At 37.7% G+C, this 16,354-nt stretch carries 14 protein-coding genes; 6 read left to right on the top strand and 8 right to left on the bottom strand.

The window, feature by feature from the left end; translation table 11 throughout:
- Window positions 1–3: 3 nt before the first annotated feature.
- From LQV35_RS00410 to topA, 7 genes are all read right to left on the bottom strand, one after another.
- Window positions 4–2,295 (bottom strand): ATP-binding protein, encoded by a 2,292-nt coding sequence (locus LQV35_RS00410; RefSeq protein WP_230055898.1) that lies wholly within the window; start codon window positions 2,293–2,295, stop codon window positions 4–6.
- Window positions 2,296–2,301: 6 nt separating this feature from the next.
- Window positions 2,302–3,384, bottom strand: coding sequence for a PilZ domain-containing protein (locus LQV35_RS00405; RefSeq protein WP_230055897.1), 1,083 nt, complete (start codon window positions 3,382–3,384; stop codon window positions 2,302–2,304).
- Window positions 3,385–3,492: 108 nt separating this feature from the next.
- Window positions 3,493–4,092 carry a peroxiredoxin gene (locus tag LQV35_RS00400; protein WP_230055896.1) on the bottom strand — a complete coding sequence of 200 codons (600 nt, stop codon included), beginning with the start codon at window positions 4,090–4,092 and terminating at the stop codon, window positions 3,493–3,495.
- A gap of 79 nt (window positions 4,093–4,171) precedes the next feature.
- A complete protein-coding gene (locus tag LQV35_RS00395; protein WP_230055895.1) occupies window positions 4,172–5,002 on the bottom strand; it encodes a hypothetical protein in 831 nt (276 codons plus the stop codon).
- Complete coding sequence (fliN, locus tag LQV35_RS00390; protein ID WP_230055894.1) at window positions 4,999–5,313, bottom strand: flagellar motor switch protein FliN; 315 nt, start codon at window positions 5,311–5,313, stop codon at window positions 4,999–5,001. Before fliN ends, LQV35_RS00395 begins: the two co-directional genes overlap by 4 nt.
- The gene (locus LQV35_RS00385) at window positions 5,310–5,729 is read right to left on the bottom strand and encodes a chemotaxis protein CheX (protein WP_230055893.1); all 420 of its coding nucleotides are present in this window, start codon (window positions 5,727–5,729) and stop codon (window positions 5,310–5,312) included. The genes fliN and LQV35_RS00385 overlap by 4 nt, the downstream gene beginning before the upstream one ends.
- 65 nt (window positions 5,730–5,794) lie before the next feature.
- Entirely contained in the window at window positions 5,795–7,894 is a 2,100-nt protein-coding gene (gene topA, locus LQV35_RS00380; RefSeq protein WP_230055892.1) for a type I DNA topoisomerase, read from the bottom strand.
- 146 nt (window positions 7,895–8,040) lie between these two features.
- On the opposite strand from topA, the gene LQV35_RS00375 reads away from it, so the two are divergent.
- The 6 genes from LQV35_RS00375 (at window position 8,041) to LQV35_RS00350 (ending at window position 14,539) form a co-directional block, all read left to right on the top strand.
- Window positions 8,041–9,333 (top strand): anthranilate synthase component I family protein, encoded by a 1,293-nt coding sequence (locus tag LQV35_RS00375; RefSeq protein WP_230055891.1) that lies wholly within the window; start codon window positions 8,041–8,043, stop codon window positions 9,331–9,333.
- The gene (gene trpD, locus LQV35_RS00370; RefSeq protein ID WP_230055890.1) at window positions 9,314–10,912 is read left to right on the top strand and encodes an anthranilate phosphoribosyltransferase; all 1,599 of its coding nucleotides are present in this window, start codon (window positions 9,314–9,316) and stop codon (window positions 10,910–10,912) included. The genes LQV35_RS00375 and trpD overlap by 20 nt, the downstream gene beginning before the upstream one ends.
- A gap of 150 nt (window positions 10,913–11,062) precedes the next feature.
- The gene (locus LQV35_RS00365) at window positions 11,063–11,737 is read left to right on the top strand and encodes a phosphoribosylanthranilate isomerase (RefSeq protein WP_230056716.1); all 675 of its coding nucleotides are present in this window, start codon (window positions 11,063–11,065) and stop codon (window positions 11,735–11,737) included.
- Window positions 11,738–11,766: 29 nt separating this feature from the next.
- Complete coding sequence (gene trpB / locus LQV35_RS00360) at window positions 11,767–12,948, top strand: tryptophan synthase subunit beta (RefSeq protein ID WP_230055889.1); 1,182 nt, start codon at window positions 11,767–11,769, stop codon at window positions 12,946–12,948.
- A complete protein-coding gene (trpA, locus tag LQV35_RS00355; RefSeq protein WP_230055888.1) occupies window positions 12,941–13,690 on the top strand; it encodes a tryptophan synthase subunit alpha in 750 nt (249 codons plus the stop codon). Before trpB ends, trpA begins: the two co-directional genes overlap by 8 nt.
- A gap of 9 nt (window positions 13,691–13,699) precedes the next feature.
- The gene (locus tag LQV35_RS00350) at window positions 13,700–14,539 is read left to right on the top strand and encodes a biotin synthase (protein ID WP_230055887.1); all 840 of its coding nucleotides are present in this window, start codon (window positions 13,700–13,702) and stop codon (window positions 14,537–14,539) included.
- A gap of 295 nt (window positions 14,540–14,834) precedes the next feature.
- On the opposite strand, the gene LQV35_RS00345 is transcribed toward LQV35_RS00350, so the two are convergent.
- Complete coding sequence (locus LQV35_RS00345; protein ID WP_230055886.1) at window positions 14,835–16,328, bottom strand: flagellin B; 1,494 nt, start codon at window positions 16,326–16,328, stop codon at window positions 14,835–14,837.
- Between the last annotated feature and the right edge of the window lie 26 nt (window positions 16,329–16,354).

Here is a 16,354-nt window from a genome sequence, read left to right as displayed (position 1 = left end):
TATCTATTTCCACAGCAAAACAACTTTTTCATCATATATATCGCTCTTTTTTGGTGGCAATATTAGGCTCTCAAGCTTGATATTTTTTACATCGTATGTATCTTTTAGCTCTTGGGCTTGTATCTCAAAATTTTGTGTTAGCTGCTCTATTTGGGCATTTATATCCTCTACACTTTGCTCGCTATGTTTAACATCGGTGCGGTTTTTTAGTACTCTGCTGGCACTTTTAACACCTGTTGCTATCTTGCCAACGCTTGTTTTTGTTACACCCCTGCTACCACCCAAAAATGCCCCAAGCAAGCTGGCACCAACACTTATGATCGCATCAAGTCCGCTAGCGGTCATATCTTGCTGCTCTTTTTGTAACTTTATCGCCGCTTTATTTAGTTTTTCTTCAAGCTTTGCTCTCTCTTTTTCAAATTTTTGTGTAAGCTCTGCACTTTTTTGCTCTAAAATTTCATTACATCTATCTGCTAAACGCACATAAAACTGCTCTTTGCTTTCATCGGCAAGAGAATTTATATCCATTGCGCTAAGAAGCTCTAAGCGATCATTTCTAAATATAAAATCTTTAAAATCTTTTTCAAAACTCTTTAAATTTTTAGCACTTTGGATAAAACTTGGCAAAGTTTCATAACTTGCATTATCTGGTTTATCTTGAGTGTTAAATTTAAAATTTTCACTAGCTTGCATCCAGTCTACATCTTTTTGAGTCTCTTCAAGAGCATAAAGGTAGCTAAGCTCTTTTGTGGTATCTATGCCCTTTTTGCTATCATAATAGCGTACTTTTACGCTAGCAAATAAATTTGGTGCCAAAGAGTCTTTGTTAGAAGCAAAAACCTGCTCTATCTCATCTGAGATGATCGGTGCAACAGTTGAGCTAGCTATCTTTTTAGAGACCTTTTTATTTGAAAACTCGCCTTTTTGCTCGCTCATTAAATTTGAAATTTGCTCTCTTGAAAGCGGTCCTTTTAGATAACTTAATGCCCAGCGAGTTGAGATAACACTCAAACCATCATCGTTGATATTTTTTACCAAAAAGTGGCGTTTTGCAAGGTTTGATATAGTTGTTTCTATCTCTGACTTATCTAACGCAGAACCTGAAATTCCAGTAAGCCCATCAATCACCCTTGCCTTATCTTGCGCAGTTTGAAGCCTACCAATAAACCAAGTACCGATATTGCTAAGTCCCTTATAGTCAAGATCTACTGGATTTTGCGTACTTAAAATACAGCCTATACCAAAAGCACGAGCCTGCTTTAAAAGCGTAAGCATAGGTGTTTTGCTCGGTGGATTGCCATTTGGTGGGAAAAATCCAAAAATTTCATCCATATAAAGTATCGCTCTAAGCGAACTAGTACCTTCAGTTGTTCTCATCCAAGCGATAATCTCATTTAGCAAAAGAGTTACAAAAAACATCCTTTCAGTATCATTTAAATGCGAAATCGTAAATATATTGCACTTTGCTTTGCCATTTTCATCAAATAGCATTTTTGAAATTTCTAGCCTAACACCTTCACTCCATCCCTTAAAACTAGGGCTTGCAACGAGTGTGTTTATCTTTATGGCTAGCTTCATACGCTCACTTGATGGATAAAACTGCTCAACATCAAATACGCCTATCTTGCTAAATGGAGGCGTGGCTATAAAACCAATTAGTTCAGCGATACTAACATCTCTACCTTCTTTAAATTTTGTATCAAATATCGTAGCGACTAAAAGCTGCTCTTTTGAGTTCATATCCTCATCATTTATGCCAACAAGCGAAAGCACAGAAGCCGCAAGTGAGTTTATGTAGTTACTAAAACTTTCATCATCTTTTATGTTGGGGCACATAAAGTCACTAAGTAGCGCAACACCTACTCCAGCACTACTTTTTGGTGTATAGATGGTAAAATTTGCGCTGTCTTTATAAGTTTTTACACGCTCTAAATTTTGAAAAGTTGCTTCTATCCCATTTCGCCAAGTTTCACTCTCGCTTTGAGCCATCTGCTGCTGGCTTAGCCCTTTATTTGCCGCTTCATTTTCATCTATGTATGGTAAAAAATCATCAGCACTCATATCAGCAAACGCCAAAGCCAAGTTTGTCATGTCTCCTTTTGGATCGATGATAATACTTGGGATGTTATCTATACAAGCCTCTTCAAGTAGCGTGATACCAAGACCCGTTTTACCACTACCTGTCATGCCAATGATAGCAGCATGAGTTGTTAAGTCCTTATTTTTATAAAAAAATGGCTCACCGCCTTTTAGTCCCATATAAAATAGCTTTAAATTCTCTTGTATGCTTTTCATCTTTTCTCATCTATAAAGTTTTGCTTGATTTTTAAGTTCGTTTAATGTCTCTTGGACTCTTGCATTTGTAAAGCTTTCGATAAGACTGCTGTTTTCATCATCTATAGCCTTTAAACAGTAGCGGATACTGCCATTACAAACTAGGTCTGTAACCAGCACTACATCAAGGCATATCCCAAAACCAAGCCCGCCTTCAAATGGCACTAACTCAAATTCTGCCACTATCTTTTCATCTTTTTCAAAACTTACACTATCTTTGCTAATCACACTTATGCCGCCATTTGAAATATCATAAAGGCTTCCAGAAACTTCAGCACTTGCACTTTTTAAAGTGGCTGGGGTAAATTTTCGTGGATGAACGCGCTGGCTTTTTCTAAGACTTGCGTTCATGGTAGCTATTTGGGTAAAATTTTTCAGAGTTACGGTCTGTTTTAAGACATTAAAACTTACAATGTCAGCTCTTATATGACCTAAAAGATAGTCATTTTTTATAATAAACGCGTTACCCTCTTGCTTCATAGCTAAAATTTGTACCACATCTACCTTAAAGACAACAAACTCATCGTTTATCTCTAAAATTTCTGCATTATTTCTTACATTTACGCCATCATAAAGGTTTAAAAACTCAAGCTCCGCACTATCATTTTTTATAGCTAAAAATGCCTGTTTATAGCTTTGAAATGTTTTTTCTGCATGATTTTTCACTAAATTTTCGCCAGGCAAAGCGTCGCAGTTTTCTTTTTTATCAAGCTTGTATTGTATCTGATCGATGGCTTCTGTTAATGAGATTAGCCACTGAGCGTTTTTATTGTTTTTATTAAAATTTATAATAAGCCCTAAAAATATCTCGCTTAAAAGATTTTTTCTTATACTAGAATTTGGCAAAAGGTTCTCAAATTCGTCAAAAACTATGCACATATTTACCTCTTTGCCATAAAAAACTGAGAATATCTTTAAAAGCGTATCTTTTAAATTTTGCAAAGGTGTATTTAGGTTTGCACGCTTGCAAAATTCAATACCACAAGTGATAAATTCATCTTGTAACTTCAAAATTTCAGCATAAAACTCATTAGGCATTTTTAAAATCATGTAAAAACTCCAGAATTTTTCCTAGATTATAACATAGTAAATTTAGCAGTGTGTAAATTTGAGAGAAAAAATTTAAATTTAGGGGCATTTTGCCCCTAAAAAGTGTTATTAAAGTTTATCAGCGTTGTGTGATAGGTAATCAGCTACTCCAGCTGTGTTTGGCTTCATACCAGCATCGCCCTTATTCCATCCAGCTGGGCAAACCTCTCCGTGCTCATTTGTAAAAAGCATAGTATCTACCATTCTTATCATCTCATCAACATTTCTACCAAGTGGCAGGTCATTTATAACCGCATGGCGAACTGTTCCATCTTTGTCTATCAAAAATGATCCACGAAGTGAAACGCCAGCCTCTTCGATATGCACATCAAAACCGCGTGATATAGCGTGGTTAGTGTCAGCTACGATTGGGAACTGAACTCTACCGATACCACCTTTATTTACTGGAGTTTCTTTCCAAGCAAAGTGTGAGAACTGATTATCAGTTGAAACCGCGATAACTTCGATACCACGGTCTTTAAACTCTTGATATCTCTTATCAAATGCTATAATCTCACTTGGGCAAACGAAAGTAAAATCCATCGGATAGAAAAATACTACTGCGCCTTTTTTGCCTATATTTTTGTAAAGATTGAAATCATTTACGATTTGGTTATCGCCTAGAACGGCTGCCGCTGTAAAGTCTGGTGCTTTTTTTGTTACTAACATATTTTCTCCTAATAATAAAATTTATTAATAACGAAATTATATCCCTTTAGTTTAAATATAAATTTAATAAACCAAATTTTCAAACATCAAGCTTATCTTTATAGCTATTTAGACTATTTTGTCTATCTTGCAAAAATGCACCAAGCTTCTTTTTGTTCTCTTCAAAAAAGACAGCAAAGTCACTTTCGTTTTGAATTTTATCCTCGCCAAAGCGATCTAAAAGTAAATTTGAGTTACCAACTATAACAAGATATCTGCGATTTTCATGGCTTAAGAGCATAAGCTTATTATCTTTATCAAGTGGCTTTTCATATATTATGTTTATGTCGCTAGTATTTTTATCAAATAACCAATTCATAGAATTTTGCGATGATTTTGTAGGACTATTTTTTCTAGCCTTGGTTATAAATTTCTTAAACATATATAAAAAAACTACAAGCGCAAAAAGCACCCCAAGTACGATAAAATAACGACTATCCACGACCGCACCAGTATCATTTGGTGCCGTTTGTAAGCTTACACTGGCTTGCGGTAAGTTTTGAACCTCTGAAGCGCTTCTAGGCGTTACTCTTATTCTAAGACCAAAACCATCAGTAGTTTTTGAGGCATTTACGATTATTGGATTTTGTGATTTTAACCCCAAAATAAGTGAGTTTTGCTTTGGTTCAATGCTCAGTTGCTCAAAAATTTTAGAATTTACATCTTTTGAAACCATCTGTTCAAAACTAAGTGAATTTAGTATAAGTGAAGTGGTGTTTTTCTCGCGCTTTTGAAATATATTTCCCTCATAAGGTGCATCAAAACTAAGCATAATATCAACTCTATCGCTACGCTCATAAATATTATAAGTTAGTAAATTTGCTGCAAAAACTGGCAAAATAACCCCAAAAAATAAAACAAAAATTCTCATAAAAGCTCTTTTTTAAAGTACTGAATAACAGATTTTGAGTCTAAAATTTCATTGATACGAATGGCTAAGTTTTTCTCATAAACCATAACCTCACCTTTGCCAAAGATACGATTATTTATAAAAAGCTCAACACTCTCTCCAGCTGGTTTTTCAAGGTCTATAACAGAGCCTGCTTCAAATTTCATAAGCTCTTTTATGCTCACCGTTGTAGTGCCAAGCTCAGCAATAAAGTCCACACTAATATCCATAAGCTCATCATAGCTTTTAAAAAAGCCGTGCTGATCGAGAATATCGATTATCTCTTCGCTCATGCTTTTTTATATCCTATGGCAAATGTACGATTTTTTATCTTATAAAGATATCTCTCGTCAAGTTTTATATGAAATTTCGCAACTTCACCTAAAAATTCAGGCGTTCCAAGCTTATAAAGTCCGCCAGCTTCTTGTTCGTTTAAGATATTTTTTGCTTTACCTATTATTTGATTTGCTATCTCTTTGCAAAGGTCGTCTAAATCAGCATCTACAAGCTCATCTGAGCCAAAAAAAGCATTTGCAAAAAGCTTTAAAGAGTCGCGCTTAAAAAAGAGGTAAAAATGATACTCTTCTTTGCCTTTAAAAACTGGTATAGATGAGCCATAAAGCCCATTTCCTAGTGTTTTTGCACTCTCAAGCTCAATACCAAGTGTTTCACACAAAAATTTAGCCGACAAATCGATAACATTTTTCACTAATTTTCCTTTTGTTTTTGCTCTTGCTTTATTATACTTTGCTTTTTCTAAAAAGGCTATAAATTTTAATTCGTAGCGACTTGCTCTTTGTATTTACACTTTAAACACTCGTGAAAAGTCCCCTTTTTAAGCTCTTTTTTTATCATCATCTCCCCGCATTCTGGACATTTATGCAATGTTGGCTCATAGTTGCTTATAAAGTCACATTTTGGATAGTTTTGGCAACCATAAAATTTACCCCTTCGGCTAAATCTCTCAACGATTTCGCCACCACATTTTGGACAGGCGACATCTATTTTCTTTAGCTCTCTTTTTGGCTTTTTTTCACTACTTTCAGGTATATTTTTATCAGTAATATTTCTAGAATACTTACATTTTGGAAAATTTGAGCAAGCTATAAATTTACCAAATTTGCCACTTCTTTCGACTAGCTCACCACCACACTCTGGGCATTTTTCACCTATAGGCACAGATACTTTGAGACTCTTAATGCCAGTTTTTCCATTTGAAATTTTTTCCATAAAAGGTGTGTAAAAATGGCTTAAAAGTTCTTGCCAGTCTGTTTTTTGCTCAGCTATCTCATCTAGCTTTTGCTCTAAATCCGATGTAAAGTCGCTATCTACTATATCGTTAAAATGCTCTTCTAACATGCCTATCATGCTAAATGCTATCTCGTTTGGTATTAGCTGTTTTTTCTCAACTTTTACATAGTCACGCGAAGTTAAAAGGGAGATGGTAGGAGCATAAGTTGATGGACGACCTATGCCAAGACTTTCTAGTTTTTTTACAAGTCCTGCTTCTGAGTATCTAGATGGAGGCTCTGTAAAATGTTCGCTATCTTTCACATTTTGCAACTTCATGTCATCGCCTATATTTAATAAAGGTAAAATTTTATCCTTATCCACATCACCATAAACTTTATAAAATCCATCAAAAAGTACTTTTTTGCCACTTATTTTTAGCTCAGAGTGCTCACTTTTTATAAATACATTTTGCGTCTGGCTTACACTATTGCTCATCTGTGAAGCTAGAAATCTATTATAAATAAGCGTATAAAGCCTTAATGTGTCTTTTTCTAAAAATTTAGCTGCAATCTCTGGAGTAAAGCTTAAATTTGTAGGGCGGATAGCCTCGTGCGCCTCTTGTGCACCTTTTGACTTTGTTGTATATATATTTGGCTTTGAAGGCAGATACTTCTCTCCAAACTCAGCCTTTATCTTATCTCTTGCGGCTTTTATAGCCTCTTTTGCTATATTTAAGCTGTCAGTTCTCATATATGTTATAGCACCCATAAAGCCATCATGCGTTTGCACACCCTCATAAAGACTTTGAGCAAGCATCATCGTTTTTTTGGGGCTAAAACCAAGGCTATTGCTAGCGCTTTGCTGAAGCGTTGATGTCATAAATGGTGCGGATGCCTTTGTTTTTCTATCTTTACTCTCTATCTCGCTGACCTTAAAATTTTCATGTGTTAAAACATCGACGATAAGCTTTGCTCTGTCTGGATTTTGTATAGTTAGCTTTTCTATCTTTTGATCATCAAATTTAATAAGTTCAGCCTCCAAGTCCTTTTTAAACTTAACATCTATACTAAAGTATCTAACTGGCTTAAACTCTCGAATTTCACGCTCTCTATCAACTATGATTTTAAGAGCAGCGCTTTGAACACGCCCTGCTGAAAGCCCTTTTTGTATCTTTAAATTTAAAAGTGGGCTAAGCTTATAGCCAACTATACGATCAAGTAAGCGGCGTGCTTGTTGAGCATTTACACTATCCATATCAAGCGAGCGTGGATTTGAAAGAGCTGCTTGTATAGCTGTTTTTGTAATCTCGTGAAAAACTATACGAGGCAAGCTGGTTGGCTCTTTGCCTATGGCGTGGGCGATATGAAAGGCTATGGCTTCTCCCTCCCTATCCTCATCGGTAGCAAGATATACCTTCTCAGCTTTTTTCGCAAGCTCTTTTATCTGCTTAACAATAGCTGAATGATCGGTGCTAACGCGATACTCTGGTATAAATGTGTCATTTTCTATTTTTATGCCAAAACTTGACTTTGGCAGATCTCTAATGTGTCCTTTTGAGGCGATAACTTCATAGTCTTTACCAAGAAAATTCTTAATCGTCTTTGCTTTTGCTGGAGACTCCACTATGATTAAATTTTTCATATTTTCGCTTAGCCTTTTTACTTTTTTTGCGTAATTGTAGCAAATTTGTAACTTAAAGTTTGTTAAATTTATCAATTTCTGGATAATTTTAAAAAAACAAAAGCTTTTTTTCTTATAATACGAAAATCTAAATTTTAGGACATTTTATGCTTTTAAATGAGCCCTTGCTCTACTATAAAAATATTTATAAAAAATTTCCAAGTAGCTATCTTTGTGAAGACAAAGACCAAGTTATAATAGGTATAGACTGTGATTATATAGACGCAAATAAATGTGACTTTAACCAACTAAAAGTCTATTTTTTAAATGCAAAGACAAACAATGAGATAGAGGCTAATTTTGCTGGTTTTTTTGGAGTTTTTGCACACGATGGTGTAAATTTCTTTGAAAATATAGGTTTTAGTGAAAAAAAGCAATATGACTTTCCTAAGTTTTTTTATGCAAATGCCAAAGCCTACTTGCACTATGATAAAGTAAGTAAAATTTACACATTTTATGGCGATAAGGATAGGTATTTTTCATTTTTAGAGCAAGCTTTTGAATCAGATGAGCCAAAAAAAGAGTTTTTTTATAAGATAAAGACGAATTTATGTGAAGAAAAGATACATTTTGAAGCCATTGTAAAAAAAGCAAAAGAGTATATAGCTAGTGGAGATATTTTTCAAGTTGTACTTTCAGAACAGCTAAAAATAGAGACAAATTTTGATAGCATTGACTTTTATAAAGAACTTAGTACATTAAATCCTAGTCCATATATGTTTCATTTCCCTACACCTTACGGAGATGTAGTAGGAAGTTCGCCAGAACTTGTTTTTAGTCTTAAAAATGGAGAAATTTTTGTAGCACCCATAGCTGGAACTCGTCCAAGGGGAAGTGACGCAAATGCTGATGTAATGCTTGAAAATGAGCTTTTAAATGATGAAAAAGAGCTAGCAGAGCATAAAATGCTAATCGATCTAGCTAGAAACGATATAGCTCATGTGTCAAAACCAAGAAGTGTAGTGGTAAAAAACGCCATGCATATCCAAAGATATCAAAGCGTTATGCATATAGTGAGTGAAGTTTATGGGCAAAAAAGTGATAACGCCGATGCGTTTGATGTTTTAGCTTCGATATTTCCAGCTGGCACACTTAGCGGTACACCAAAAATTCGTGCTATGCAGATCATTTCAGAGCTTGAGAGCTTTTCTCGTGGTTCGTATGGTGGTGGCATAGGATTTATAAATTTTAACCAAAATGCACTTATAGCCATACTTATCCGCTCTGCGATATTTGTTTCAGAAGGTAACACAAGTAGCGTTTTTGTCCAGGCTGGTGCGGGCATAGTTTATGACAGTATCCCAGAAAATGAGTATGATGAAATTTGCCACAAAAGAGCAAGCGTAATGCGCGTATTTAAGGACAATAGCAAGGAAATTTATGATACTTTTGATAGATAACTACGATAGTTTTGTATTTAATGTAAGACAGTATGTTGCAGAGCTAACAAATGAACAAATTTTATGCGTAAGAAATGATGAGATAACGCTTGATGAGATCCGCCACCTTGCGCCAACTCATATCATTTTAAGCCCAGGGCCAAAGCACCCAAAAGATAGCGGAGTGTGTTTAGAAATTTTACGCTCAGACATTGAAGTACCGATACTTGGGATTTGTCTTGGTCATCAAGCCATAGGGTTAAGCTATGGCGGCAAGATAAAACAGCTTTCACATCCACTTCATGGAAAAACATCAAACATAGACATTTTGTGCGCTGAGCCGTTATTTAGTGGGCTTCCGAGCAAAGTTGAAGTTATGAGATATCACTCGCTTTATGTTGATGAGCTTAGTGATGAACTACAAAGCCTTGCGGTAAGCGAAGATGGCGTATGTATGGCACTTCGTGTTAAAAATAGAAAAATTTTTGGCATTCAGTTTCATCCTGAAAGCTACTTTTCGCAATACGGCAAAAAAATGATAGAAAATTTTCTAAACATTGACAAAAAAGAACAAAAACGGGAGAACCAAATGATAAATTTCGCACCTTACATGGTAAAGCTACAAAATGGCATAATGCTTGATGGGGCTGACTATGCTGTTATTTGCAAAGCGATAAATGACAAAGAGTATGATATCGTGCAGCTCGCTGGACTCTTGGTATTAATAAGCGAAAAAAGCCTTTATGCTCAAAGCGTTGCAGCACTTGTAACAAATATCTTAAAATACTCACAAACTTACACAGACACAAGCGATATGTTTGATATCGTGGGAACTGGTGGCGATAGGCTAAAAACCATAAATGTTTCAACAACGGTAGCTTTTATACTCGCAAGTCTTGGTGTAAAGGTCGCAAAGCACGGCGGAAAAGCAGTTACAAGTAAAAGTGGAAGTTCTGATACGCTAAGCGCACTTGGTGTAAAACTTAGCGCAAGCATTGATGAAAACAGGGCAAAGATACAAAAGCAAAATTTAGCATTTTTCCATGCGCCATTTTTTCATAATATTATGGCTGAGGTTAAAGAGGTTAGAGAGCGCCTTAAAATAGGCACTTGCTTTAACATGATGGGACCACTACTTAATCCAAATTTAGGGCTAAAGTTTCAGATGGTTGGCAACTATTTGGAGCCTGTTAATGAACTCATGGCACAAACTCTACTTACACTTGGCAGAAAACATGCCTTGGTTGTGCACGGCATGGACGGCATGGACGAGATAACGCTTTGTGATGAAACGCTTATTCACGAAGTAAAGGATGGTAAAATTTTATCTTATCGTGTAACGCCAGAGCAATTTGGATTTCAAAGGGCATTTCATGCTGACATTGAAGGTGGAACAAGTGAAGAAAATGCTGAAATTTTAAGAGCAACTTTACGCGCAGAAGTAAGCGGGGCTAAGTTTGACATAGTTGTTTTAAATGCGATGTTTGCACTTTATGCGGCTGACTTTGTAAAAAGTCCAAGTGAGGCAAAACCGATCATTCTTGAAGCCATTAGCAGTGGCAGGGCATGGAAATTTTATCAAGAGTATATAAAAGAGTAGTTTTTGAAAACACTTATAAAAATTTGCGGTATCAAATCAACTGATGAAGCTAAGGCAATACTTGAAGTTGGTGCAAAATTTGGCACTCTAGCCAGCGCTAGACTTTGTGTAGATGGCAAAAGCCTTGCTAGTGGCGTGGATTTTAGCGATATAAATTCTGGTAAAAGCAATGGGTCTTATAATTTAAGTGCACCGCTAGAAAATGCCATCAGTTTTATAGGTGTTATATTTGCAAAATCAAAGCGCCAAGTAGATATGCAAAACGCTCGTGAAATTTCACGCTTAGCTCATCGTTATGGCGTAAAATGCGTGGGTGTGTTTGCAAGTAGCGACGCACAGAGTTGTTCGAGTTCTTTAGTGCAAAACGGCATTCAAAGCGATTGCGAGATAATGGAGATATGCGAATACTGTGAGCTTGACGTAGCACAAATCCACGGCTTTATAAGCCAAAATTTATACGCAAATTTAAAAGATATGGGCTTAGATGTGTTTAAGGCTGTGAGCGTGTCACCTAACGCAAAGACTTTGCCAAGCATAAATGAGCCTTGCGATATGGCTCTATATGACTGCAAAGGCGAGAGCTTGGGTGGTAATGGTACTAGCTTTGGCTGGGAAATTTTATCAGATCTTATGCCGTTTAGCTTTGGTATGGCTGGTGGCATAGGAGAGCAAAATTTCGCCAAAGCTTTGAAATTTAAACCAAGGCTAATTGATATAAACTCAAAAGTCGAAGATGAAAATTTAGTAAAAATACCAAGCAAGATAGAGAAAATTTTACAAATTTATCAAGGTGCTAAAACGCTAGACTTTAACAAGCATAAATAATACAATTAATAAAACTAAAAAGGCAAATGATGAATAAAAAAGCGTATTTTGGAAAATTTGGAGGGCAGTTTGTGCCAGAAACTGCGATGTTTGCACTTGATGAGCTTGAAAAAGCGTATGAAAGTATCGCTAAGACGCCGGAGTTTGAAGCTGAGCTTAATGACTTGCTTAAAAACTATGTCGGTCGTCCTAGTCCGCTCTATCACGCAAAACGCCTAAGCAAACACTACGGACACGAAATTTATCTAAAACGAGAGGATCTAAATCACACTGGCGCTCATAAGATAAATAACGCTCTAGCACAGGCTTTGCTAGCTAAAAAGATGGGAAAAACCAAGATCATTGCTGAAACTGGAGCCGGACAGCACGGCGTGGCAACAGCGACAGCAGCGGCGTTACTAGGTCTTGAGTGCGATGTGTATATGGGTGCTGTTGATATCGCAAGGCAGGAGATAAACGCCTTTCGTATGAAGCTACTTGGTGCAAATTTAATCAGCGTTGAGGACGGCTTAAAAACTCTTAAAGAGGCGACAACAGCGGCCATTCAAGCGTGGGTAAATGAGATAGAAAGTGTGTTTTATGTCATTGGCTCAGCAGTCGGTCCGCACCCATATCCGATGATAGTTCGCGACTTTCAAAACATCATCGGTAAAGAAACCAAAGCTCAGCTAAAAGAGCACGGCGTAAAGGCTGAGTATATCATCGCTTGTGTGGGCGGTGGAAGCAACGCCATAGGGATATTTAACGAATTTTTAGCTGATGAGAGCGTAGAGCTTATAGGGGTTGAAGCGGCCGGGCTTGGAGCTGGCACACCCTATCACGCAGCCACGCTTACAAAGGGTCGCGAGGGGATAATCCACGGTATGAAAACCATCGTTTTACAAGATAAATACGGCATGATAGAGGAGGTGCATAGCATTTCGGCTGGGCTTGATTATCCGGGTATCGGGCCACAGCATGCACATTTGCACGATATAAAACGCGTAAAATACGAGCCTATCACCGATGATGAGTGCATAAATGCCCTAAAACTCACAACTAGACTTGAGGGCATAATTCCAGCGATTGAAAGCTCACATGCTTTGGCTTATTTAGAGAAACTTTGCCCTAAACTAGATAAAAAAAGCGTCATCGTGGTAAATGTTTCGGGCCGCGGCGATAAAGATATAGATACGATAATGAGCTATGAAAAAGGAAAAATTTATGGATAAAATCTCACTTGCATTTAGGGGCGAGAAGGCAAATATCGGCTACATTGTGGGCGGATATCCAAGCGTGGAGCATACGAAGGAATTTTTATCAAAGCTTGATCAAAGCTGTCTTGATATGCTAGAGATCGGCATCCCTTACTCTGATCCGCTAGCTGATGGCAAAACGATAGCAAAGGCTAGTTTTAAGGCGTATGAGAGTGGGTTAAACACTGATAGTATGTTTGAAATTTTATCAGAGTGCAAGGGGCGATTTAGCAAGCCTGTGGTGTTTTTGGTCTATTTTAACCTTGTCTTTTCATACGGCATTCGTGATTTTATAAAAAGGGCAAAAGAGTGCGGTGTGAGCGGTATGATCGTGCCTGATCTGCCAAGCGAGGAGAGCGAGGAGATATTTGCACTTTGCGAGAGTGAAAATTTCGCACTTATACCACTTATCAGCGTTACATCGGGTGATAGAGTTGGCGAGATATTAAAACGAGCGAGTGGTTTTGTATATGCCGTGGGCGCGATAGGGGTTAGTGGCTCAAAAAGAGCGAGTGTAGATAGGCTAAAAGAGCTGGTAAAGACGGCTAAAAATTTCACCGATTTGCCCGTTTGCGTGGGCTTTGGCGTAAGGACAAAAGAGGACGCCAATGAAGTTAAAAGCTATGCCGATGGTGCGATAATAGGCACAGCAATAGTGGAGCTGACGGATAAATTTAGTGGCGATGAGCTTATGCAAAAAGTCGGCGAACTATTTTAAAGGATAAAAATGAAACAAATCATGCTATGCGCGATAAGTTCGCTAAGTTGCGGAGTGTGTGATGAGGACTGCGGATACTGCACGCAAAACATCAACTCAAAGGTAAAAATTTCACGCTATCATATAAAAAGCCAAGAGCAAGTCGTAGCTGAGGCAAAAAGAGCAAGTGCAAACCATGCTCTTGGATTTTGTCTAGTTACAAGCGGGGCGAGGCTAGATGATGATAAGACCGAGCAAGTGGCAAAGATAGCAAGAGCTGTAAGTAAAGAATGCCCCGAGCTTATGCTAATCGCTTGCAATGGCATGGCAAGTCGCGAGCAGTTAAGCGAGCTTAAAAATGCTGGTGTTTTTAGCTACAACCACAACCTAGAAACAAGCCGTGAGTACTTTTCTAAAATTTGCACCACGCATAGCTGGGATGAGAGATGGCAGACAAATTTAGACGCAAAAAGCGTGGGATTAGAGCTTTGCTGTGGTGGTATATATGGACTTGGCGAGAGTGAGAGTGACAGAGTGAGCCTGCGTGTTAGTTTGGCTGAGCTTGCGCCGTTTTCAAGTCCGATAAATTTCTTTATGCCAAGTGATGGACTTTCTATCAAGCAAGAAATTTTAAGCGCAGATGAGGCATTTAAGATCATTGATGATAGCGTAAAAGCCCTGCCAAATACAAGACTTATGATAGCTGGTGGGCGAGAGAGAGTGCTTGGTGAAAGGCAGTATGAAATTTTCTCGCACGGTGTGGTAGCTATAGTTTTAGGAGACTATCTCACTCAAAAGGGCGAAGATATGAGTGAAGATGTAAGGTGCTTAAAGGAGCTTGGCTACACATTTGCTAGCAAGTGCCACTAAATTTAAAGTTAAAAGCAAAAGAGATATACTAGACTTTTTCAACAAAGATATTTAAAGCCAAAGGATAGCTCTTTTGGCTTTGCGCGTAGCATAAATTTAAAAATTTATCCACTTAAAAACAAATTTTCTTTTACTTCTTAAAGTTGATATTTAAATTTTAGAGATATAAAAGACCTAGACCGCCGAGACGATCTAGGTTGAGTTTTAACACTTTTGCAGAAGAAGCATATCTTTTTAAAAAGATATTTTCGGTGTGTTGCCACACCAAGGTTAGAAACTTACAGAAGTGGTTAAACTACTGTAAAAGCTTCATTACGTTTTGCTGAACGCTGTTAGCTTGACTCATAGCATAACTACCAGACTGAGCTAGTATGTTAAACTTAGAGAAGTTAGCAGACTCAGCTGCAAAGTCAACATCACGGATTTGAGACTCAGCTGCTTTTACATTCACCTGAGTTGTAGTGATGTTGTTTACTGTTACGATTAGCTGGTTTTGTACAGAACCTAAGTCAGAGCGGATCTGATCAAGTGTGATCTGAGCTGACTCAGCTATATCCATAACTGCCATAGCACCGCGTAGTGTCATAACACCAGCTGATTGAGCTACGGTTAAAACGCCTGACATTCTTTGGAAGCCCATAGCTGTTGCTAGCTTGCCATCTATCTGACCACGAACATCTCTTAGAGATACTGACTGTTGTGCACCACCATTAGCTGATAAGAAAGCGTCGCTATCTATCTTAAGGTCTGAGCCTCCTGTGATTTTGATATCACGACCATCTAGTCTTACTAGATTTAAACGACCTACAAATACATCGTCTGCTTTAGCACCAATAGCTGCACTTATGTTAGTTCCTTTGAACTCCATAGCACGACCTGAACGGCTTGTTAGAACCATCTTACCTGTCTCAGCATCAACAGACGCCTCAACACCAGTTTGATCTTTAACAGCATTGATAGCATTTACCAAAGCACCGTTGCTGTCATTTGCTCTAACTTCTAGGTCGCCTATCTTTACACCATTTATCTCAAGTCCTTCTATAGCAACTGATGTGATAGCAACTGACATTATACGAGTAACATCAAATGATGCACGGATACCAGTTTTAGTAGATACTTTGTTGATATTTTCAGCCAAAGCACCGATACCTTTACCAACACCTGTTGAGATAATAGCTGAAGCAACGCCTACATCATTTACACCATCGACTGCAAGAAACTTAAGGTCTTTGACCTCAGCCAAACCTGTAAGAAGCTTTGAGCTCTCAAAACGAGTAAGACCTATCTTGTCAGATGTAGTTGAACCGATAGAAGCCTTGATAGACTGGTTAGAGTAAGCACCAACTTGGAACTCTTTATTTGTAAATGTTCCGTTAAGTAGTTGCTGACCGTTAAAAGATGTAGTGTTACCTATGTTGTCAAGTTGCTCCATCAAACGAACGATATCAGCTTGAAGTGCTTGACGAGAACGAGTAGTTTGACCATCTTGAGCAGACTGAGTAGCTTTAGTCTTAATAGTGTTAAGAATTTTTAGCTGCTCGTCCATAGCTTTGTCAGCTGTCTGGATGATACCAACTGCGTCGTTGCCGTTAGCTATAGCTTGACCAAGGGCACTTGCTTGTGAACGAAGGCTATCTGCAATAGCCAAACCTGATGCATCTTCTGCCGCTGTTGTGATTCGTAAGCCTGAGCTGAGCTTTTGCAAAGAGCCTGAAATGTCTCTGTTGTTGCCTACAGCATTAGCGTGCGAATTCATCGCGTTGATGTTTGTGTTAATACGAAAACTCATTGTAAATCCTTTTAAAGTGTATTTAG

It is taken from the genome of Campylobacter suis (assembly GCF_905120475.1).
GTDB classification, from domain to species: domain Bacteria; phylum Campylobacterota; class Campylobacteria; order Campylobacterales; family Campylobacteraceae; genus Campylobacter_A; species Campylobacter_A suis.
Note: the sequence above shows the minus strand (reverse complement) of the source record. Positions and strands in the feature narration are given on the sequence as shown.